General features: G+C 42.4%; 24 protein-coding genes and 1 riboswitch. Of the genes, 4 read left to right on the top strand and 20 right to left on the bottom strand.

The window, feature by feature from the left end; genetic code table 11:
* Positions 1–253: integrase core domain-containing protein (locus G6R11_RS14005; protein ID WP_163133685.1), on the top strand; the 253-nt coding region annotated here is incomplete at its 5' end.
* Positions 254–300: 47 nt separating this feature from the next.
* On the opposite strand, the gene G6R11_RS14000 is transcribed toward G6R11_RS14005, so the two are convergent.
* The 3 genes from G6R11_RS14000 to udk all read right to left on the bottom strand — a co-directional run bounded on the left by G6R11_RS14000 (position 301) and on the right by udk (position 3445).
* The gene (locus tag G6R11_RS14000; RefSeq protein ID WP_163133684.1) at positions 301–774 is read right to left on the bottom strand and encodes a low molecular weight protein-tyrosine-phosphatase; all 474 of its coding nucleotides are present in this window, start codon (positions 772–774) and stop codon (positions 301–303) included.
* A 43-nt stretch (positions 775–817) separates the two neighbouring features.
* Positions 818–2686, bottom strand: coding sequence for an AsmA family protein (locus tag G6R11_RS13995; RefSeq protein ID WP_163133683.1), 1869 nt, complete (start codon positions 2684–2686; stop codon positions 818–820).
* Between the two features lie 111 nt (positions 2687–2797).
* Positions 2798–3445 carry a uridine kinase gene (udk, locus tag G6R11_RS13990; protein WP_163133682.1) on the bottom strand — a complete coding sequence of 216 codons (648 nt, stop codon included), beginning with the start codon at positions 3443–3445 and terminating at the stop codon, positions 2798–2800.
* Positions 3446–3648: 203 nt separating this feature from the next.
* Between udk and metG the strand changes: the two genes are divergently transcribed.
* Positions 3649–5700: a methionine--tRNA ligase gene (metG, locus tag G6R11_RS13985; RefSeq protein WP_163133681.1), complete on the top strand. Its 2052-nt coding sequence runs from the start codon at positions 3649–3651 to the stop codon at positions 5698–5700.
* Between the two features lie 35 nt (positions 5701–5735).
* Here metG and G6R11_RS13980 read toward each other — a convergent pair whose 3' ends face one another.
* Positions 5736–6011, bottom strand: coding sequence for an acylphosphatase (locus G6R11_RS13980; protein WP_163133680.1), 276 nt, complete (start codon positions 6009–6011; stop codon positions 5736–5738).
* A gap of 6 nt (positions 6012–6017) precedes the next feature.
* The gene (locus G6R11_RS13975; protein ID WP_163133679.1) at positions 6018–6617 is read right to left on the bottom strand and encodes a GNAT family N-acetyltransferase; all 600 of its coding nucleotides are present in this window, start codon (positions 6615–6617) and stop codon (positions 6018–6020) included.
* Between the two features lie 334 nt (positions 6618–6951).
* Here G6R11_RS13975 and moeA point away from each other — a divergent pair, with 334 nt between their 5' ends.
* On the top strand, positions 6952–8193 hold the full coding sequence (gene moeA, locus G6R11_RS13970) for a molybdopterin molybdotransferase MoeA (protein WP_163133678.1): 1242 nt from the start codon (positions 6952–6954) through the stop codon (positions 8191–8193).
* Here moeA and G6R11_RS13965 read toward each other — a convergent pair whose 3' ends face one another.
* The 15 genes from G6R11_RS13965 to moaA all read right to left on the bottom strand — a co-directional run bounded on the left by G6R11_RS13965 (position 8194) and on the right by moaA (position 18642).
* Entirely contained in the window at positions 8194–9231 is a 1038-nt protein-coding gene (locus tag G6R11_RS13965) for an ATP-binding cassette domain-containing protein (RefSeq protein ID WP_163133677.1), read from the bottom strand. It lies immediately after the preceding gene.
* A complete protein-coding gene (gene modB / locus G6R11_RS13960) occupies positions 9218–9910 on the bottom strand; it encodes a molybdate ABC transporter permease subunit (RefSeq protein WP_163133676.1) in 693 nt (230 codons plus the stop codon). Before modB ends, G6R11_RS13965 begins: the two co-directional genes overlap by 14 nt.
* Positions 9907–10632, bottom strand: a complete 726-nt coding sequence (gene modA / locus G6R11_RS13955; RefSeq protein ID WP_163133675.1) for a molybdate ABC transporter substrate-binding protein — start codon at positions 10630–10632, stop codon at positions 9907–9909. The genes modB and modA overlap by 4 nt, the downstream gene beginning before the upstream one ends.
* A complete protein-coding gene (gene moaE / locus G6R11_RS13950; RefSeq protein ID WP_163133674.1) occupies positions 10626–11066 on the bottom strand; it encodes a molybdopterin synthase catalytic subunit MoaE in 441 nt (146 codons plus the stop codon). Before moaE ends, modA begins: the two co-directional genes overlap by 7 nt.
* Positions 11067–11315: a molybdopterin converting factor subunit 1 gene (gene moaD / locus G6R11_RS13945; protein ID WP_240352474.1), complete on the bottom strand. Its 249-nt coding sequence runs from the start codon at positions 11313–11315 to the stop codon at positions 11067–11069.
* Positions 11316–11328: 13 nt separating this feature from the next.
* The gene (moaC, locus tag G6R11_RS13940) at positions 11329–11808 is read right to left on the bottom strand and encodes a cyclic pyranopterin monophosphate synthase MoaC (RefSeq protein ID WP_205472826.1); all 480 of its coding nucleotides are present in this window, start codon (positions 11806–11808) and stop codon (positions 11329–11331) included.
* Positions 11805–12323 carry a molybdenum cofactor biosynthesis protein B gene (moaB, locus tag G6R11_RS13935; protein WP_163133672.1) on the bottom strand — a complete coding sequence of 173 codons (519 nt, stop codon included), beginning with the start codon at positions 12321–12323 and terminating at the stop codon, positions 11805–11807. Before moaB ends, moaC begins: the two co-directional genes overlap by 4 nt.
* On the bottom strand, positions 12320–12907 hold the full coding sequence (locus tag G6R11_RS13930) for a molybdenum cofactor guanylyltransferase (RefSeq protein WP_163133671.1): 588 nt from the start codon (positions 12905–12907) through the stop codon (positions 12320–12322). The genes moaB and G6R11_RS13930 overlap by 4 nt, the downstream gene beginning before the upstream one ends.
* Before the next feature lie 77 nt (positions 12908–12984).
* The gene (locus G6R11_RS13925; RefSeq protein WP_163133670.1) at positions 12985–13116 is read right to left on the bottom strand and encodes a TIGR02808 family protein; all 132 of its coding nucleotides are present in this window, start codon (positions 13114–13116) and stop codon (positions 12985–12987) included.
* A gap of 17 nt (positions 13117–13133) precedes the next feature.
* Positions 13134–13706 carry a NapC/NirT family cytochrome c gene (locus tag G6R11_RS13920; protein ID WP_163133669.1) on the bottom strand — a complete coding sequence of 191 codons (573 nt, stop codon included), beginning with the start codon at positions 13704–13706 and terminating at the stop codon, positions 13134–13136.
* 26 nt (positions 13707–13732) lie between these two features.
* A complete protein-coding gene (locus G6R11_RS13915; protein ID WP_163133668.1) occupies positions 13733–14182 on the bottom strand; it encodes a nitrate reductase cytochrome c-type subunit in 450 nt (149 codons plus the stop codon).
* An 83-nt stretch (positions 14183–14265) separates the two neighbouring features.
* Positions 14266–16755: a periplasmic nitrate reductase subunit alpha gene (napA, locus tag G6R11_RS13910; protein WP_163133667.1), complete on the bottom strand. Its 2490-nt coding sequence runs from the start codon at positions 16753–16755 to the stop codon at positions 14266–14268.
* Entirely contained in the window at positions 16752–17012 is a 261-nt protein-coding gene (locus G6R11_RS13905) for a chaperone NapD (RefSeq protein ID WP_163133666.1), read from the bottom strand. Before G6R11_RS13905 ends, napA begins: the two co-directional genes overlap by 4 nt.
* Complete coding sequence (napF, locus tag G6R11_RS13900) at positions 17009–17497, bottom strand: ferredoxin-type protein NapF (RefSeq protein ID WP_163133665.1); 489 nt, start codon at positions 17495–17497, stop codon at positions 17009–17011. The genes G6R11_RS13905 and napF overlap by 4 nt, the downstream gene beginning before the upstream one ends.
* Before the next feature lie 170 nt (positions 17498–17667).
* Complete coding sequence (gene moaA / locus G6R11_RS13895; RefSeq protein ID WP_163133664.1) at positions 17668–18642, bottom strand: GTP 3',8-cyclase MoaA; 975 nt, start codon at positions 18640–18642, stop codon at positions 17668–17670.
* Positions 18632–18770, bottom strand: a riboswitch (molybdenum cofactor riboswitch). It overlaps the preceding gene by 11 nt.
* Before the next feature lie 98 nt (positions 18771–18868).
* Between moaA and G6R11_RS13890 the strand changes: the two genes are divergently transcribed.
* Entirely contained in the window at positions 18869–20557 is a 1689-nt protein-coding gene (locus G6R11_RS13890; protein ID WP_163133663.1) for a histidine kinase, read from the top strand.
* Positions 20558–20569 lie beyond the last annotated feature (12 nt).

Here is a 20569-nt window from a genome sequence, read left to right as displayed (position 1 = left end):
RCTGTTGATAAACCAAATTCGACCCTCGATGACAGACGGTTATGATTGCTACCAAAATGCGTTGGCGGAAAGGATAAACGGAATACTGAAGCAGGAGTTTTTACTGTACCGATGTAAAACGCTTAAAGAAATGAAGATACTTGTAAAAGAATCGATAGCGATATACAACGCTATGAGGCCGCATCTGAGTTTAAATATGAAAACGCCCAATCAGGTGCACAATAGAAAAGGCCAGCTACTGGAGCTGGCCTAAAAATCGTCAACCTATCTTAGGACGGGTCACTTTTTTATCTAACTTAATTAGGTCTTTATTCGCTCAACAATGCCATCACTGGCTTGTTCTATCATTGCTAATACCTGTTTAAAACCTTGCACGCTGCCGTAATAAGGATCTGGCACTTCCTCTAACTCTAGTCCACCAAATGGCAGAATTAGCGCCAACTTGTGAAGATGTTGCTCAGGACAGTGTTTTTGTAAGTAACTTAAGTTTTTCTTATCGGAAGCTAAGATTAAGTCGAACTTTGCAAAGTCTTTTTCCACCACTTTTCGTGAGCGAATGCCCTTAAAGCTATAGCCTTTCTCTTCAGCAATTCTAATTGCACGGGGATCTGGCTTGTCACCCTTGTGATAATCCGTAGTTCCTGCCGAGTCGACTTTCACTTTAAGCTTATGTTGTTTTAGCTTGGTTCGTAGCACGGCTTCTGCTGTGGTGGAGCGACAGATATTCCCCATGCATATCACCAACACCGATTTAACACCGATAAGTTTTTTCACATATATCCCTTATAAAAAAGGCACTTAAAGTGCCTTTTACCAACTAGTTAAAAAAGCCGCCTAGGCTATCGAGTAGCTTTTTGCTGTCTTCGTTATCACCTAAGACTTTGTTAAGCTCTTTGTTAACCGCTTCTTTAGCTTGGCCTTCAAACAGTTTTTTCATATCTAAATTAACTTTAGGTTCAGTCCAACTGCCCTTCACGCTAATTGGGATATCTAAGCCAGCCAAATCGTTTTTAGAGCCTTGCCCCTCTAAACTAGCTACCACTTTTGTGATGAACTCAAAATCTAAGCTTTCTTTTATTAAATGGGTTTGCCCTTTACCATCAATGCGCAGCAATGGTGAAGACATTTGCATTTTATTCACCTTAGCTAAAGAGTTACCCAAGCTTGAATTAATCACCAATTCACTGAAGTCAGTTTTTTGTTCCTGCTGCGCTTGAGACTTGTCACCACCTTTAATGGTGGCTTTGGCTGAGCGAATCATTTGCGGAATATTAACACCGTAGATAGCTCCATCAGTAAATGTGGCATTTATAGGGCCTGATATTTTCTTCTTAATAGCGGTGGGTGTTAATCCATTGCCTTTTAGCTTGAGATCTACGTTCAAGCCTCCAGCAACAAAATCGAAATCTGCAGCATCACTTAACAGTGGCCTAGCTTGAACACCAACCAGCTTAGCGCTGGCAGAATAACTAGCTACCTGCTTCTGCCCATTAATCACGGCATTGCTTTCTAGACGTCCACCATAAAGATTTGCACTAAGTTCTTTTAAGCGCAAAATGCCATCTTTAATTTGAACTTGTTGCTTAATATCTTCGATGTGAAGTTTTTGGTGCTGTAGCTTGTCGATGCTTAGCATGCCATCTAGGTTTAAGGTTTTTAATACCGTTAAATCAGGCTCTTGTTCTTCGCCAGATGGAGCTGTTGATGTATTACCCTCATCATTAGACCCAGCGCTTGCGGTTGATTCACCAATGAAGTTAGCTGTGTCTAGTAACGGAATATTAAAGTCAAATTTAATGCTTGGGATGTCGCTAAGAATAACGCTACTACTACCTACGATTTGCGTTTTACCATCAATGTCTATCGCTAGTTTAGAAAGCTCAGCGGTTTTACTTTGCATTGTGTAAGACAAAGCTAGCTCAGCTTGAACATTCATTGCGCCATTAGGTATTGCGCTGCCTTGCAAGTTCAAGCCATTGCTAACATCGGTTAAGGCAATCTTGCTAAAGTCTTCAGCAATAAATATCAAACCAGTAGCTTGTTGTTCAACTAAGATTTCGCCATCATCAAACTTTAGCGAGAGACTAAAACCGTTATCTTTACCAAGCTCTAGTCCATCTAAGCTAAAGTTAACTGGGCCTAATTTTTGGGTTTTGTTTAAGGCTAAATCAATCAGTTCAACATTGGCATCTACGATTTCTATGCCAGCCAAACTAACACTCCATCCAGCGGGTGAAGAACCAGAAGACTCTTCGGTACTTGCTGGCTCACTTGGCGCAGATTGGTCTTCATTAGTTTGAGTTAAATCATCAAGGCTAGTACTTCCATCAGCTTTGGTTTGATGGCGTAAGGTTAAACCCCGAACAGAGATATCCCCTACTTCGATACTTTTGCTAAACAGAGGCATTAAGGCCACTGACATTTCCGCGCCACTAATGCTAATAGTATCGCCATCACCAAACTCAGGGTTATCGCGCAACCTTAAGCTACCTAACTCAAAACCAATACTAGGAAAAAAGCGCCAGCCCAAATCCCCTTCAATAATTAATTCTCTACCGGTTGTTTCTTTGGTTTTATCAACCAGAAGCTTTTTAATATCATCAGTGTTTACCATTGATACTGCGACAACAACACCAATAACCAGTAGTACAACCAGGGCCGCTACAACATAGAGCAACTTTTTCATAATCTTCCCTATTTACAAAGCTGTTGAATAAGTATGTGCTTAAACTTTAAAGGTAATTTCGTATTTATTTTATTATCTGTTTATCTAGTTCGTTAGATTTTCATCAAAAACTTAGTTTGAGGCCAATAAATCACGGATTTTGGCGTTAATGATATCGATAGCAATGCGGTTTTTCCCACCGCGTGGAATAATCACATCGGCATATTGCTTAGAAGGCTCAACAAACTGAAGGAACATAGGGCGAACCGTATTGTGATATTGAGACAATACCGAATCTAAAGTTCTGCCACGCTCTTTTACATCTCGCTGAATTCGTCGCGCTAAACAAATGTCTAAGGGGGTATCCACAAAAATACTGATGTCTAACTGCTCGCGAATAGCGGGGTCGGTAAACAGCAAAATACCTTCTAGTACAATAATCTTAGTTGGTTTTACTGTCCTCGTTTCAGCCATACGGTTATTTACTTTGTAACTGTATTGAGGCTGCTCGATGGGCTCTCCACCCTTTAGCTGCTTTAGGTGCTCAACTAACAAATCATGATCCATAGCCTTGGGATGGTCATAGTTAGTTTGTTTGCGTTGCTCTGGGGTAATGTGGCTTTGGTCTTTGTAATAGCTATCTTCATTAATAACTACGATACAGCTATCACCCAGCTCGGTGCGAATATCGTTAACGATGGTTTGAGAGAATAAACTTTTACCTGAAGCAGAGGCTCCGGAGATCCCAATTACTACGATATTATGATCTTGATTTTGCATAGAAATAACCTAGTTCTTTTGCCGCAATTATAGGTGCAATATAACTATTAGTCATTACGCGAATGGTGTGCAGATAAATATTTCAACTTAAATAACTATAAGTTATCCCGGTAGGTACTAGGATACTAGGCATCACCTGCTGCATAAGGTAATATTGGCAACCTTGAATTACCCGTTAATTGACTGAGCTTACAGTAGATCACATGACAAACGAACAACGTAAAATTCTGGTTACCAGCGCCTTACCTTATGCCAATGGCCCTATTCACTTAGGCCACTTACTCGAATACATACAAACAGACATTTGGGTTCGTTTCCAAAAACTACGCGGCAATACTTGTACTTACGTATGTGCCGATGATGCGCACGGTACACCTATTATGCTAAAAGCTCAGCAAATGGGAATTACACCTGAAGAAATGATTAACCAGGTTCACGTTGAACACAGTGCTGACTTTAATGAATTCCACATTGAGTTTGATAACTACCACTCAACGCATAGCCCAGAAAACCAAGCTTTATCTGAAGAGATATACAATAAGCTTCATCAAGCTGGTCACATAAAAACACGCACCATCTCTCAGCTGTTCGACCCTGAGAAAAACATGTTTTTGCCAGACCGGTTTGTAAAAGGTACTTGCCCTAAATGTCATAGTGAAGATCAAAACGGTGATAACTGTGACAACTGTGGCGCTACTTACAGCCCTACAGATTTACTATCGCCTAAATCGGTTATCTCAGGTGCCGAGCCAGTACTTAAAGACTCAGAGCACTACTTCTTCGATTTACCTGCCTTTCAAAAAATGCTGAAAGACTGGACGATTTCTGGCTCGCTGCAAGAAGAAATGTCTAACAAGCTAAATGAGTGGTTTGAACAAGGTTTACAACAGTGGGACATTAGCCGTGACGCCCCTTACTTCGGATTTAAGATCCCTGGTACTGAAGACAAATATTTTTATGTTTGGCTGGATGCCCCAATTGGTTACATGGGCAGCTTTAAGAATCTTTGTGACAAACGCGACGACTTAAACTTTGACGACTACTGGAACAAGGACTCAGACGCTGAGGTTTATCACTTCATCGGTAAAGACATTATTTACTTCCACAGTTTGTTTTGGCCAGCTATGTTAGAAGGTGCGGGTTTCCGCAAACCTACTAGCGTTTATGCTCACGGCTATGTAACGGTAAACGGCGCCAAAATGTCTAAGTCTCGCGGCACATTTATTAAGGCCCGAACTTATCTTGATCACTTAGACCCCGAGTACTTACGTTACTATTACGCTGCTAAGCTAAATAACAGAATTGATGATCTAGATTTAAACTTGGAAGATTTTACACAACGGGTTAACTCAGACCTAGTTGGTAAAGTGATTAACATTGCTAGCCGTACAGCTGGGTTTATTAGTAAACGCTTTAACGCAACATTGTCTCCTGTAGTAAGCAACCAAGTCTTGCTAGACGAGTTTGTCGCTGCAGAAGCTAGCATTGCTGCTCTGTACGAAGGTCGTGAGTTTGGCAAAGCCATGCGCGAGATTATGGCCTTAGCTGACAAAGCTAACCAATACATTGCTGAAGAAGCGCCTTGGCAGTTGGCTAAAAATGAAGATACTTTAGAGCGTGCTCACCAAGTGTGTTCAATGGGTATTCATTTATTCCGCGTATTGATTACTTACTTAAAGCCGGTATTACCAAAGCTCGCTGAAAAAGTTGAACAATTCTTAAATGTTGAACTTAAGTGGACTGATATTAGTAACACCTTAGTGAGTCATGAAATCCAAAACTTTAAAGCCCTAATGCAGCGCATTGACATGAAGCATGTTGAAGCAATGGTAGATGCATCAAAAGACAACTTAGTGGCCGCTCCAGCCGCTAAAAAAGAAGATAAAAAATCAGCAGAAAAAACACAAAGTGACATAGAGCCGATTGCCGACACTATCAGTTTTGATGAGTTCGCTAAAATCGACTTACGTATTGCTAAGATTGTAAAAGCAGAACATGTTGAAAAAGCTGAAAAGCTACTTCGACTCGAGTTAGATATTGGTACTGAAACTCGCCAAGTATTTGCGGGTATTAAGTCAGCTTATGCGCCTGAAGACTTAGAAGGCAAACTTACCGTTATGGTGGCAAACCTAGCGCCACGTAAGATGCGCTTCGGTGAATCTCAAGGTATGGTGCTTGCCGCCGGACCCGGTGGAAAAGATCTTTGGATTTTGAGCCCAGGAGATGGGGCACAGCCAGGAATGCGAGTAATGTAAAACAGAAAGGCGCCAATAGGCGCCTTTTTTCATTGTTAGTAAGCGTTAAAACCTGAGAAACTGTGTTGCTCTATGGCTAACAATTCGAGCGTTTCAACATTCTTCACTACTGCATAGGGTGATGAATGATGAAGAAACGACAGCAGTTCAAGTAGTTGTGCTTCTTCACCTTCTGCAACAACTTCTACATCACCGGAACTCAAGTTCTTCGCATAACCTACAAGATCTAAACTTAGCGCTTTAACTTGAGTATGGTATCGATAACCGACACCCTGCACCTTACCTTTTGCTAAAGCTTTTAAACGAAACATGATGGTTCATCCCATCAAGGGTTTAACTTCATTAAGACCGGTAAATTCGAAACCAATATTCTCTACGGGCACGTTTTCTAAGGGCACGCTGCAACGATCAAGATCTAAACAGAAATAACGTTGTAATTGATACTGGGCATTAAGCTGCTCAACTTCGTTGAAGCCAAACTGGCTAAGTGTCCAACGTAAACGCTCATCTCTACAGTTACAAATTAGGCTAAGCAAAGTAAAGCCTTGATTAAGGGCGTAACACCTTGCCCAATCTACCATTAACTTGGCTAAACCTTTGCCAGCAAAATCTCTGTTAACTGTAAGTTTATGCATGAACAAACTTTCGCGTTTTACTTCAGGTTCTACTTCTATGGCTCCACTGCGATTATTTAGAATCATAGCTGCCACGGGTTTACCCGCAATGTATCCCATATACATTTCATCTAAGCGATGATTTGCAAGTAAGGAATGTGGGGTAATTTGATGAAATTTCCAAAGCGGTTCGCCTCTTGATTCGAACCAACTTGCCGCTTCCATTAGTAATTCACAGAACTGATAAAGCTCAATACTAGATATAGAACGAACCACCAAATTAGGTGTCGCTTCGCTTGACATATCAACTCCCTTGATAAGTACTAAAACTGTGACCGATAACCAGTTGTGAATAACATGTTACACACAATAACTTTAAGTTAAAAGCATTGTTCACAGAAACAAGCGCCTTACTTTCACCGCGCAAGGTATTGCTTACAGCATAAAAAATACTAACGCACCAAACAAACGAAGTTATTCACTAGATTGACCTCTCCTTGCTGACAAAACCATACAAAACTCAGTCTTTATTAAGGAATTATCGCTAGCCGACAAATTGCAGGTAATCACTGATAAACAAACCCATAAATGCGATAATCTGAGGCAATATAAAATTCCGTACACTATAGGAAGAACCATGGACTGCTGTAGCCAACCTGGCTTAATGCCTATCGAACAGGCTAAATCTATATTACGCGATAGCACCGAGCTTAAAACCCAAATACAGACAGTGAGTTTAGAAGATGCTCTTAATAGAGTATTGGCCGAAGATATTGTATCACCTATTAATATCCCTCCTTTTGATAACAGCGCGATGGACGGCTATGCCATTTGTGCAGAGCAAATGCCAAACAACAACACCCTTCCGCTAAGCCATAAAGTATTCGCTGGTGATACCCAGCAAATAGCTTTAGAACCTGGTCACTGCGTGAGAATTATGACTGGCGCTCCCTTACCTCCAGGTTGTGATGCAGTAGAAATGCAGGAAAATACTGAGGCAAGCGAAGGCGAAGAACAAGAGATTACTTTTAAGCAGCCAATTAATAAAGGCAAGAACGTTCGATTAAAAGGTGAAGATGTTAAACAAGGTCAAGTTGTCATCCCTGCCAATACCCGACTTAACTCTAGCCACATTGGTTTACTTGCCACACTTGGTATTAACACAATAGCAGTGCAAAGTTTATTGAAGGTGGCGCTATTTTCCAGCGGCGATGAATTAATTCAACCAGGCAAACCTTTAAAGCATGGGCAAATCTACGACAGCAACCGTTTTGCAATACGTGCCCTTCTAGCTAAGTTACCGGTAGAGATTATTGACTTAGGCGTTATAGCAGACGACAAGCAACTGGTTAGCGACGCTTTCGTTAAGGCAGATAAAATGGCCGACATAGTGATATGCAGTGGCGGAGTATCGGTGGGTGAAGCGGATTACACTAAACTTGTCTTAGACGAAATTGGCGATATCAACTTTTGGAAGTTAGCCATTAAGCCAGGAAAGCCTTTTGCGTTTGGTCAGCTACCTAGCTCCTACTTTATTGGTTTGCCCGGCAACCCCGTTTCTGCTTATGTCACATTCTATAAACTGGCAATGCTGGTTATTAGCAAAGCCTGTGGATGGGCTTATGACGAGCCATTACAGGTGCAAGCCATATCTCTACAAGACTTCAAGAAATCGCCAGGTAGAACAGATTACCAACGCGGCCTGGCTAGCATAAACCAAAGTGGTCAACTTCAAGTAAGCTCAACGGGCGCGCAAGGTAGTGCGATATTTACGAGCCTAACTCAGGCAAACTGCTTTGTAGTGCTTGAACAAGACAGAGGTCGGGTAAGCGCAGGTGAAATGGTCACCATTGAAATGTTTGCAGAACCCATTCTATAGTTAGAATTGGTTATGTAGTTTCACAGCTTTGTGCATTAAAAATACGGTTTCGCCGGATTTTAATGCCAAAGCTTGTTGTGCTTGCGGAGAGATAGGCACCTTTATAACCACTCCTTCTAAACGCACATCAACATAACATGTTCCTGCAACAGCATTTATCAATAATACTTCAGCTTGCCACTGATTTTGTGCACTACAGTGCTCTACAAAGTGTTTAGACAAAACTATGTTACTAGGTGAAATACTCACTAGATGTACGCCCTCATCTAGGGATTCTGGGCTTTCTGCCAACAAATACTGCTCACCAAATTTAAACCAGCGCCAACCCTTATCGGCCTTACGGTCACTTCGCTCAACATTCAGCACCATTGCTTGTTTCGATTTACCATTATATTGATTGATTAGCTCTAAGCTGTTACCTAATTCAAGCTGTTGGCTGTCTTCTATCAGTAGTACTTTGTCGCTAAAAAATACTAAGTCTTCTGGGTTATGCGAAATCATCAAAGTACAAATCGCATGCTCATTCAACCACTTTTTTAGCACTTTTAATAAGTGAATAGCCGTTTGTCTATCTAATGCTGAAAAAGCCTCATCAAGTAAAAGTACTTTTGGCTGAGTGGCCAAAGCTCTGACTAAAGCGACTCTTTGAGCTTGCCCTCCCGAAAGCTGTTGAGCGTTTTTAGTAAGCAGTGCTTTAATACCGAAGCTTTCTATTAGCTCGGCTAAAGCTTGATCATCTAAACGTTGAGATAATTTAATGTTTTGCGCCACGCTTAGGTGGGGAAAAAGATGGCTGCCTTGGGTAACAAAGGCTAAAGGCCGGTTAAAAGAAGCTAAGTGCTTTTTATCATCAAACCAAACTTGCTGTTGGTATTGAATATTTCCGGATAAGGGCGTTTCTAGTCCGGCTAGTAGTCGAAGCAAGCTGGATTTACCTATCCCAGAAGGCCCGAATACACCAGTTAACAAAGGTAAGGTGAGCGGCCTTACATCTAATGTAAAATCATCTCTTTGGTAATGTAGATTAAAACTTAACACCCACACTCCCTACTCGCCTTTTAGCGCCTGAAAAACCATAAGTAAGCAATAAAGCTACAAAAGAGAAACCCAACAACACCAACGCTAAACGGTGTGCTGCGGCAAAGTTTAGGCTTTCAACATGGTCGAACAGCGCTATTGCGATCACTTGGGTTTCACCAGGAATATTACCGCCGATCATTAACACTACACCAAACTCTCCTAAGGTGTGTGCAAAACCAAGCACCATTGCCACTATAAAACCACTTTTCGCTAAAGGCAGTTCAACTGAGAGTAGTTGTTTCCATCTAGGCATTCTTAGCACTTTTGCAGCATCCAAAATGCCTGGCTCAATTTGTTTAAAAGCACTTTGTATAGGCTGAACGACAAACGGCAAGGAATACAAACAAGAGGCAAATACCAAGCCCGAAAAGCTAAACGCCAGTTGGCTGCCAGTAATGGCTAGCCACCACTTGCCTAAAAAGCTATTAGGAGCAAAACCAATCAGTAGATAAAAGCCTAAAACAGTGGGAGGAAGCACAATAGGTAATGCGACAACAGCTTCTACAATATGTTTGAGTTTTGATTGGCTACGAGCTAACCACCACGCTAATGGCGTACCTAGCACCAATAAAATTAGGCAACTCAACGTTGCCAATTTTATAGAAAGTAATATTGCTTGGTATTCAGCATCAGTCATGTTTTAGGTAACAAATATCCATTTTCAGTGATAATAGTTTGCGCATTAATACTTAACAAGTACTTATAGAATTCAATAGCTTGGGCTTGGTCACTCAACAAGGCAACGTGTTGCACTACACCATCGTGCAGACCTTGCGGCACCAACCAATAAGAGCCCTCAAAATCAGTTTGAATGGAGCGAGCCACAAAACCAGCAGCTATATTGCCGGTACTTACAAACTGAAAGACTTGCGATACATTGTTTGCCACCACTACTTTAGCATCACTATCTTTATGTTCAGCCAGCTGCTGAGCTGCGAAACCATAGGGAGCAAGTTTTGGGTTAGCATAGGCATACATTTGTTGCCAATTGTCCCATAGCGCACGATGTGTAACTTTTTGGCCATTCGCGTCAACATAACTCGGCGCCCAAAATACCAACTGCCCTACAGCATAGGCCATTTCTTGTTTAGCAAATTCTGCTGCCAACAACTGCTTCGGTCTCACATCATCTGCGGAGAAAAACAAATCAAATGGCGCTCCATGGGTTATCTGGTTATATAAGATCCCGGTAGAAGCGCTGGAAATACGGTAATTAAATTGCGGTGTCTGGCGTTGAAAGTCTGCTGCTAATAGTTCCAATGTGTGCTTAAAATTAGCGGCAACCGCGATGGTAACAGGCTTAGCAAAAGCTAAAGAGTTAAAGAACACGGCAAGAGCACAAGCTAAGCGAACTACCATTTATTCTTCGCTTTAAGGTCAGACTCGCGCGCGTCAAGCCATACCTCACCTTCCAAAGTACGCTCTTTTTTCCAAAAGGTAGCTTGAGTTTTAAGGTAATCCATAATGAAATGGCAGGCTTCGAAGGAGGCTTCCCTGTGGGCGCTATTTACCCCAACAAAAACTATCTGATCGCTAACATCAAGGTCACCCACTCTATGCACAATGCTCGCATCTTGTATAGGCCAACGACTTTTTGCTTCTTCAAGAATGTCATTCAGCTGCGTTTCGGTCATTCCAGGGTAGTGCTCAAGCGATAAACCTTTAACCTGTTGGTTTAAATTTATGTCTCTCACTAAACCCACAAAAAAAACGATTGCGCCGGCGCTTGCACGATTACGCAGCTGTTGGTATTCCTCTCCAACATCAAAGTCTTCTTGTTGTACTCTAATCATCTAACCACCCGTAACTGGCGGGAAAAATGCAACTTCGTCGCCATCGCTCAACATTGCAGTTTGGCTAAGGTGTTGTTGATTAAGAGCCATCAAAATCGACTCATCATTTAGTACTTGCCATTGCTCACCCTTGGCAAGCAACTGCAGCTTTAGCACATCAGTATCACTGCCTGCTGGCAGCTCTACACTCATAGTATTTTCGCCTAATTGCTCTTTTAAACGAGCGAAGAAAAGTACTTTAATAATCATCTAAACATCCTGTTCATTCGGCGCTGAACGAGCCCGATTTTCCGCCATGCTTCTCGAGTAGTTTTACATCATTGATGATAATGTCTTTTTGAATCGCTTTACACATATCATAAATGGTAAGAGCGGCAACACTTGCTGCGGTAAGTGCTTCCATTTCTACACCAGTTTGGCCTTTTAGCTTGACGGTACTAACTACCGTAATAAGGCCTGAAGCTTCGTCTAAGTTAAGCTCGATAGTCACCTTACTTAACATTAAAGGATGGCATAATGGGATCAACTCTGAAGTTTTCTTAGCCGCTTGAATCCCCGCAATGCGGGCACAGGCAAATACATCACCTTTATGCTGCTCACCATTCACCAAACTTTCTACGGTTTTCTGGTTTACTTGCACCAATGCTTGCGCTTTTGCTATTCGGCTAGTCTCTGTCTTCTCCGACACATCCACCATAATCGCTTCGCCAGAAGCATTAATATGCGTAAAGTCGCTCATTATTTTTGGCCTATATGCGGTACAAAGTTACAAGGCCTATGAGTGCTGTTAAGTTGTTCTAAAAGGATTTTTTTCCAAGCAGTTTTACAAGCATTGGTGGAACCAGGCACACAAAAAATAACGGTTTTGTTAGCAAAGCCGCCTAAGGCACGACTTTGAACGGTTGAAGTACCAATCTCAGTGTAGGAAATATGGCGGAACAACTCTCCGAATCCTTCGATGTCTTTATCAAATAATACGTTTACCGCTTCTGGTGTATTGTCTCTTGCGGTAAAACCAGTACCACCTGTTGAGATAACACAATCTATTGATGGATCGGCAATCCACTTGCTTAATATGGCTCGAATTTGATAAACGTCATCAATAACAATTTGCTTATCGCCAAGTGTATGACCAGCTTCAGTTAAAGCCTCTGCTAGATAACGACCTGAGGTATCAGTATCTTCGTTGCGAGTGTCCGATACGGTTAACACCGCAATATTTAAAAAGGTTTGTGTATCATTGGCCAAATGGCTCATTGTTGTTCTCCAACTTTATCTTTTATAGATTGCCACTGCTCGGGAGTATTGGTATTGACCAAAGCAGACTCAAACTCTTTAGGCAGGTCGAGTTCAGTGGCTTGAATAAGGTTCAAAAAGGCTTTTATCGAACGCTGTTTTGCTACAGGCAATGACAATACTTCGCTTAAACAGCGCAGGTTATTTTCGTTCGCTTCCACGATTATAGGAAATACGCTGTTTGAACAGTAATAGTTGCCAGGCTTAATTCGATGGTGATTAATCATAAAGTCCAGTACTGGCTCGTTAAGCAACGGCATGTCGACAGGGACAAATAAACAAAACTGTTCTGGAAGCGCTTGAAGGCAGGAATGTAAACCAGACAAAGGGCCCATTGATTCATTTGAATCTTTAATGTGGCGAAAGCCGGGATAATGTCCACTCACATAACATTCTGTATTTAGTGCTGTTTCGAGCAGCGTAAACCTAGATTTAAGTAAACTACTTCCCTGCCATTGAAGTGCAGCTTTGTCGGTGCCCATTCTCTGAGATTTACCGCCAGCGAGAACAACTCCGGTTAGTTTAGCGAGGGAATTTGATTGCATTAGTTTAATGGTTTGAACGACTTAGTAGGCTAATAATGCCTACTAAGCGTTTAGATGAAAAGATTTATTGTGCTAACTTATTGGTCTTTATCCCACTTGGATAAAATCGCCAAAGAAACCACTGCTACACCAATGAATCCCATTACAAAAATGGTTGGCATAGCTGCGTAACCTAAGACATGCCAAAAAACTGATTCCAAAGTACTCATGTGTTTTCCTTATTTTACTACCAGCCTTCAACGCCACTCATATCTGGTAGGCGGTGAGCGATGCCTTTGTGACAATCAACACAGGTTTTTTCTCCACTCGCTAACGCATCAGAGTGTTGTGCAACACTGCGAGGACGTTGCTCTGAGAAATCCATAAACTCAAACTCGTGACAGTTGCGACACTCCTGAGAATCGTTTTGGCTCATACGATGCCATTCACGTTCAGCGAGGTGCTTACGTCGTGCTTCAAATTTCTCTTGAGTGCTAATGGTTCCCATGGCAAACGCAACCAACTCTTTACTGGCCTGCACCTTGCGCACAATTTTGTCTGTCCAATTATGTGGAACGTGACAGTCAGAACAAATAGCCCGAACACCTGAGCGGTTTGAGTAGTGAATAGTTTCTTGTATCTCTGCTACGATTGGAGCATGACAACCAGAACAGAATGCTTCTGTATTGGTTGCTTCCATACCGGTGTTAAACGCACCCCAGAATAGAATACCGCCAGTAAAACCAAGCGCTAGTACAACACCCACAGCAGCTTTGCTGGGAGTACTGAGTTTGCGCCAAAATGCCTTCAATAACTTCATAATTTAGCCTCTGGTTAAACTAATGCTTAGCGTAAAGACTCTACGCGTTCGTATTCGTTTTCAATCAACGGGGCCGCTTCATTTTGAGGCACGTGGCATTGTAAACAGAAGTAACGGCGAGGTGACACATCCGCCAATACTTGCCCATCGCGCGCTTCATAGTGAGTTACACTAATTTTAGTCGCGCCACTTTCTCGGGCGTTTTTCCAGCTATGACAAGATAAACACTTATTAGCATTTAAGCTCATCTCATAATGACGAATTTGATGTGGGATCAACGGTGGTTGAAACACATAATCGGCATCATAAGGTTTTTCTTGCTCCACAACTGACTTTAAGCCAGCTGCTGAGTTTTGAGTGTTTAGTTCAGTGTCGCCACGTAAAGAGGCAACACCACCATTACTTACGTAGTCATTTGCGACTACTACTCCGCAAAGCAATAAGCTGCTTAGTAGACCAGATATTACAACTCGCATTTTCATAATACTCTCTCCGCCACCTTGGCAAATATTTTTAGCGAAGTATTGAAAGCACTTTGCTTTCAATACTTTTAATAGCGTTAAACCTTGGCTAACTTAACCGCACACTTTTTAAAGTCAGTCTCTTTGGAAAGAGGATCTGTTGCATCTAGGGTTAGCTTATTGGTGAGCTGCTTAGCGTCAAACCAAGGCATATATACCAAGCCCTTAGGTGGACGGTTACGGCCGCGAGTTTCAATTCGTGATTTAACTTCGCCGCGACGAGATTGAATCATCACTTCATCACCACGTTTAAATCCGCGCTGTTTGGCGTCTTCAGGGTGAATAAACAACACCGCATCCGGGAAGGCGCGATATAGCTCTGGTACACGACGAGTCATCGAGCCCGAATGCCAATGCTCTAGCACTCGGCCAGTGCTCAACCAAAGATCGTATTCTTCATCTGGAGATTCAGCTGCAGGTTCGAATGGCGTAGCAATAATTAACGCTTTGCCATCTGGTTTGCCGTAGAAGTTTACTTCCTCACCCGCTTTCACGTATGGATCTGAACCTTCTCGGAAACGCCAGCGAGTTTCTTCTCCATTTACTACCGGCCAGCGTAAACCGCGAACTTTATGGTAGGTATCGAAAGGCGCTAGATCGTGACCATGGTCGCGACCAAACTCTGCGTATTCTTCAAACAAGCCTTTTTGAACGTAGAAGCCGAAGTCTTTTGCTTCATCGTTAAGTTCTGCATCTACCTGTTCAACCGGGAACTGATCTACTACACCATTGCGATACAAAATGTCGTATAAGGTTTTGCCTTTATACTCTGGCTTCTTAGCCAGTAATTCAGCTGGCCACACTTCTTCCACTTTAAAGCGCTTAGAAAACTCTACCAATTGCCACAAATCAGATTTAGCTTCACCCGGTGCAGATACTTGCTGGTGCCAGAACTGAGTACGACGCTCAGCGTTACCGTAAGCTCCCTCTTTTTCTACCCACATTGCTGTTGGCAAAATAAGGTCGGCAGCTTGAGCAGTAACCGTTGGGTATGGGTCTGATACAACAATAAAGTTTTCTGGATTACGGTAACCCGGTAAGCCTTCTTCATTGATGTTTGGCGCAGCCTGCATGTTGTTATTACACATTACCCAGTAAGCATTTAGCTTACCGTCCTTCAACATACGGTTTTGTAATACAGCGTGATAACCAGGCTTAGGAGGAATAGTACCCTCCGGTAGCTTCCAAATATCTTCGGCTATTTTACGGTGTTTAGGGTTAGCAACTACCATATCCGCGGGTAAACGGTGAGAGAAGGTACCTACTTCACGAGCTGTACCACACGCAGAAGGCTGACCAGTTAACGAGAACGGACTGTTACCTGGCTCTGAGATTTTACCGGTTAACAAGTGAATGTTGTAAACCGAGTTATTTGCCCATACGCCACGAGTGTGCTGGTTAAAGCCCATGGTCCAGTATGAAGTCACTTTCACATTTGGATCGGCGTAATCTTTAGCTAGTGCTTCTAGTTTCTCAGCGGGAACGCCAGAAAGTTTAGCAACAGCTTCAACATTGTAATCTTGTAAAAACTCGCGATATTCATCAAAACTCATATCGGTCATTTTGCCAGAATCGGGGTTGGCAGCAGCTTTCTGTAATGGATGCTCTGGGCGCAGGCCATAACCAATATCGGTTTCGCCACGCTTAAAGTGAGTATGTTTGTTTACAAAGTCCCAGTTAACTTTGTCATTTTCGATGATGTAGTGTGCGATGTAGTTCAGAATGGCTAAATCGGTTTGTGGTGTAAATACCATGCCGTTGTCAGCCAGCTCAAAACTGCGGTGCTCAAAAGTAGAAAGCACATGCACTTTAACGTGCGGCGCAGATAAACGGCGATCGGTTAAGCGAGACCACAAAATTGGGTGCATCTCAGCCATGTTAGAGCCCCACAACACAAACGAATCTGCGGCTTCTAAATCATCATAACAACCCATCGGCTCATCAATACCAAAGGTACGCATAAAGCCACCAACAGCAGAAGCCATACAGTGGCGAGCATTTGGATCGATGTTGTTCGTTAAAAAGCCTGCTTTATGCAACTTGGCTGCAGCATAGCCTTCCCATACTGTCCATTGACCAGAGCCAAACATACCTACAGATGTTGGACCTTTATCGGCTAAAGCTTTTTTCCACTTCTCAGCCATGATGTCAAAGGCTTGATCCCAAGATACCGGCGCAAATTCGCCATTTTTATCGAACTTGCCGTCTTTCATACGTAACAAAGGCGTTGTTAAGCGGTCTTTGCCGTACATGATCTTAGAAAGGAAGTAACCCTTAATACAGTTAAGGCCTTTGTTTACTGGAGATTCTGGGTCACCCTGGGTGGCAACCACTTTGCCGTTTTGAGAACCCACTAATACGCTACAGCCAGTACCACAAAAACGACAGGGAGCTTTATCCCATTTCACTTTAGTTTCTTCTGACGAAGTAATTAGGTTGGTGGCACTTGCTGGCAAACTAATACCGGCAACGGTGGCTGCGGCACTTACCGCATTCGCTTTAACAAACTGTCGGCGAGTCCATTTCATGATACTTCCTCATTAGCTGGTTCAAATTGGTGAAATACTAGGTTGCTGCTCAGTACTGCTTCCAATTTTCCGATGTCTTCTAGGGTGGTGACGATGTTATTGCGTGTCTGACTTTCGATAGAAACCACAATTTTTCCCTCGGGGTTAAAACCGTGTACTTCTAGTCCTTCCAGATCACTAATTTGGTCAATGACTTCTTTAATACGGTCGGGTTGGCACAACACCACCGCACTACTAATATGGTACTCTTCGTTCATCCAACTTCCTTTATTTCAATGGCTTGGCTTGGACATACTGAAATACAAGCGCCGCAACTATTACAGTGCTCAGAATTAATGTGTACCTCTGCTTTTCCCGCTAATAGTGGCTTAATACTGATTGCTCTTTGCTCACAGGTATCGCTACACGTACGGCAATAAACACCATTTTGTGCCAGACACTTTGAAGCATTAACGTCAACAGAATTAGACCAAGCAGGTTGCTGCTTCGGGTGAAACAAAGACTCGGGGCAAGATGCGGCACACTCATAACAAAACGTGCACTCACCTTTAGTGAAATCAACCGCTGGAAAACCGCCATTGCCCTTAACAATAATCTGCTCTGGGCAAGCTTTGATGCATTCTCCACATTGAGTACAGCCAGACTCAATAGTCTGCTGTAGCCAAGGTAGAGAGTGATGTTGTTTACTGCGAATCGCTTTGCTAGTGCTAAACATACGACGTTTAGACAGGTCTACAGACATCAATTTTCCTTACGAAATCAGGCTTTAACATTACTGGTAAAACCACCCTAAATTTCTTGGTGTTAAGCGTAAATTTTATTAACAATCAAAAACATACCCCTTAAGGGGTGTTTGTCTAAATGATTGATTTAGATCAAGTATAGTGCGTGATTTCTATCACGCACTAAAACTTATCCGCCTATTGATGCGAGATGAGGAGTAGCGCCGGTATTACCGTCGTGGAGGAAATGACTAACTTTTTTGGTTTGTAATGCGTCTTCAATTCGCTGGCTTAAAGGCGCTAATTGAGAAGGGTCTTGCAAAAGATCACGTAGCTCTACTCCCTCCTCTCCAAATAAACATAAATGCAGTTTACCTTGCGAAGAAATTCGTAGGCGATTACAGGTAGCGCAGAAGTCTTTTGAATACGGCATGATAAGGCCGATCTTCCCTGCGTAATCGGGGTGCTGGAAAACTTGCGCCGGACCAGCATTGTGCGCGCGGATTTGCTGCTCCCAGCCTTCGTTCAACAAAAGCTGCTTAAAACCGGAACCAGCGATATGATGTTTATGGAAATAATCAGGTTGATCACCCATTTGCATTAACTCGATAAAGCGAACTTCAACCGGGCGGTCTTTAATCCACTCTAAATACTTGCGAAAATTTTGCTGAGCCATTTGCTTAATAAGCACGGCATTAAGCTTTACCGCAGCAAAGTCTTGTTCAAGTGCCGCATCAATCCCGGCCATTACCTTAGTAAAGGTTTTAGTGCCGGTGATTAATTCGAACTGACGAGGATCTAAGCTATCTACACTCACATTAATATGACTTAGGCCAGCGTCTTTCCAACGCTTGGCATGATTGGCTAATTTGAAGCCGTTAGTGGTCATCGCGAGTTGTTTAATACCAGGCGTATTTGCGCATACTTCCATGATATCGACTAAATCTTTTCTTAGGCTTGGCTCGCCGCCGGTGAGGCGAATCTTGTTGGTGCCTAATTTTGCAAAGCATTGCGCAATTTGGGCTATCTCGGATAAATTGAGATTACTATGGGGCGTTTCGCAGTGATAACCATCAGGTAAGCAATAGTTACACTTGAAGTTACATTCGTCGGTAAGCGACAAACGCAAATAGAAAAATTTTCGGGAAAATGAATCCGATAACATAAATCAACCTTTCCAAATGCGGGAGGCAAAGTCATTTCTGCACTCTACCCTGCTTAGTCGATGCTAAGGGTCTAAACGCCATATCATTGTGACTTAGGTCGATTTAGACTTCGGTGATACTTTAATGCTAAGCAATAAATCTTAATTTGTTAAGTGCTTTCTTAAACGGTTACACTGGGTTTGTGATACTTGTCGGTTAACCTTGTTGAATTAAAAGGACTTATTTTTGAAACGTTTTTTTGGTAAACGCTCGATTGGTACAGCGGTAATCCGCTTGTTAAGTGTGATGATGTTTCTATTTGCCCTAGTGGCCATTGGCTCATTAACTACCTTAGTAAACAGCCTAAACGATGCAGAAGCGATTAACATTGCCGGCTCTTTACGTATGCAAAGTTATCGAATGGCACACGCGTTAAACGTTTACGACCAACAAGTAGAACGAAAAATATTGCAATTTGAAACCTCGCTAAACAGTGACGCTTTAACTAAAGCGGCTAAACATAACGATGTCATCGCACAGCGCTACCTAGAAGTAAAACAACGGTGGGTACAATTAAAGCCTTTTGTTATCGAAAGGAATATCGAAGAATTTGACCGTCAGATCGTGGGATTTGTCGACCTAATCGACCAATTTGTTGCAGAAACTCAATATAACTCAGAATCCAAAGTATTCTCCCTTACCCTGCTTCAATTAATCGCTTTTGCCATCATCACTTTTATCGCAGTTTATACGCTTTGGTACATTCAACGTAATATTTCCAAACCCATTTATCGATTGGTAGAAGCAGCCAAACAAGTGCAACAGGGTGACTTTAAAATTTCTGTACCAACTCGCTATGCGAGTATTGAAATGGAAACCTTGGCCAAGGGGATCATGTCTATGTCGCAGGACTTAGAGCACTCTTACCAAACCCTTGAAAATCAAGTTAAAGCTAAAACCAAAGAGCTGCGTCGGGCCAACCGTGACCTAAACTTCTTATACAACCTAGAGCAAACTCTGTTTAACAGCACCCTAAATGAAGAACACCTGGATCAGTCGCTAAAGCTTCTTTGCGAAACCCTAGGAATAGACAGTGCCAAACTATATATCGACAAGTTGGACATAGAGGTAGAGTTAGGGCAACAACCGGTGCAATTTGAAGAGCCCATATCACTACAACTTAATCAAGAGCAATATGGTTCTTTGCAGTTGCCAACCGTTCCACAAGATAGAGCAGCCATTGTCACCAGTTATTGCCGCACGGTAACTAAAGTACTGCGATTTGAACAAAGCTTGTTACAAAAGCAAAAACTGCTCTTAATGGAAGAGCGTGCCACCATTGCTCGAGAGTTACATGACTCATTAGCTCAATCTTTATCGTACTTAAAAATTCAAACAAGCCTATTGCAGCGCCAGCTTAAACAGAATCCAAGTGATAGCGAACAAAGCTTAGCCATTAGTCAAGAAATCCAGTCAGTACTAAGTGCCGCCTACATACAATTGCGCGAGCTACTCTCAACCTTTAGATTAACCATCAAGAACGCACTGCTAGTTGAATCGCTGCAAGTATTAGTAGAAGAACTAAATACCCAGCACGCTCAAGCCATTGAACTTGAAACCAACATCTCAAACGATATGGTGGAAGCAGATAAGCAAATTCACATAATACAAATTGTTCGAGAAGCGATCATAAACGCTTTAAAACATGCTGACTGTGATAAAATTTCGGTTAAATGTATTGGCGACTCTGAGTTAATTTCTGTTGAAGTAGCGGATAACGGCTTACAGGGCGGCAAACTAAAACAAGTTAACGACCATTACGGACTGCAAATTATGCAAGAACGTGCTCAGCGTTTAGATGGAGATATTCGTTTTGAGCAATCGTTGTCCGGTGGTGTTTCGGTTAAACTAACCTTTCCAAGAAAGAGTAATTAAGGATCCTGCAAG

This window comes from Agarivorans sp. Alg241-V36, from assembly GCF_900537085.1.
Taxonomy (GTDB): Bacteria; Pseudomonadota; Gammaproteobacteria; order Enterobacterales; family Celerinatantimonadaceae; genus Agarivorans.
This window is presented reverse-complemented; position numbering and strand designations above follow the sequence as displayed.

Bases quoted from the DNA above. Each gene is read 5' to 3' on its own strand.
- napA (WP_163133667.1), bottom strand. From the start codon at position 16,755: ATGAAATGGACTCGCCGACAGTTTGTTAAAGCGAATGCGGTAAGTGCC.
- moaD (WP_240352474.1), bottom strand. From the start codon at position 11,315: ATGATTATTAAAGTACTTTTCTTCGCTCGTTTAAAAGAGCAATTAGGC.
- G6R11_RS13915 (WP_163133668.1), bottom strand. From the start codon at position 14,182: ATGCGAGTTGTAATATCTGGTCTACTAAGCAGCTTATTGCTTTGCGGA.
- G6R11_RS13905 (WP_163133666.1), bottom strand. From the start codon at position 17,012: ATGAACGAAGAGTACCATATTAGTAGTGCGGTGGTGTTGTGCCAACCC.
- metG (WP_163133681.1), top strand. From the start codon at position 3,649: ATGACAAACGAACAACGTAAAATTCTGGTTACCAGCGCCTTACCTTAT.
- G6R11_RS13980 (WP_163133680.1), bottom strand. From the start codon at position 6,011: ATGTTTCGTTTAAAAGCTTTAGCAAAAGGTAAGGTGCAGGGTGTCGGT.
- moaE (WP_163133674.1), bottom strand. From the start codon at position 11,066: ATGATTAGAGTACAACAAGAAGACTTTGATGTTGGAGAGGAATACCAA.
- modA (WP_163133675.1), bottom strand. From the start codon at position 10,632: ATGGTAGTTCGCTTAGCTTGTGCTCTTGCCGTGTTCTTTAACTCTTTA.
- modB (WP_163133676.1), bottom strand. From the start codon at position 9,910: ATGACTGATGCTGAATACCAAGCAATATTACTTTCTATAAAATTGGCA.
- moeA (WP_163133678.1), top strand. From the start codon at position 6,952: ATGGACTGCTGTAGCCAACCTGGCTTAATGCCTATCGAACAGGCTAAA.
- G6R11_RS13925 (WP_163133670.1), bottom strand. From the start codon at position 13,116: ATGAGTACTTTGGAATCAGTTTTTTGGCATGTCTTAGGTTACGCAGCT.
- moaB (WP_163133672.1), bottom strand. From the start codon at position 12,323: ATGAGCCATTTGGCCAATGATACACAAACCTTTTTAAATATTGCGGTG.
- G6R11_RS13975 (WP_163133679.1), bottom strand. From the start codon at position 6,617: ATGTCAAGCGAAGCGACACCTAATTTGGTGGTTCGTTCTATATCTAGT.
- G6R11_RS13995 (WP_163133683.1), bottom strand. From the start codon at position 2,686: ATGAAAAAGTTGCTCTATGTTGTAGCGGCCCTGGTTGTACTACTGGTT.
- G6R11_RS13930 (WP_163133671.1), bottom strand. From the start codon at position 12,907: ATGCAATCAAATTCCCTCGCTAAACTAACCGGAGTTGTTCTCGCTGGC.
- moaA (WP_163133664.1), bottom strand. From the start codon at position 18,642: ATGTTATCGGATTCATTTTCCCGAAAATTTTTCTATTTGCGTTTGTCG.
- udk (WP_163133682.1), bottom strand. From the start codon at position 3,445: ATGCAAAATCAAGATCATAATATCGTAGTAATTGGGATCTCCGGAGCC.
- napF (WP_163133665.1), bottom strand. From the start codon at position 17,497: ATGTCTGTAGACCTGTCTAAACGTCGTATGTTTAGCACTAGCAAAGCG.
- G6R11_RS13920 (WP_163133669.1), bottom strand. From the start codon at position 13,706: ATGAAGTTATTGAAGGCATTTTGGCGCAAACTCAGTACTCCCAGCAAA.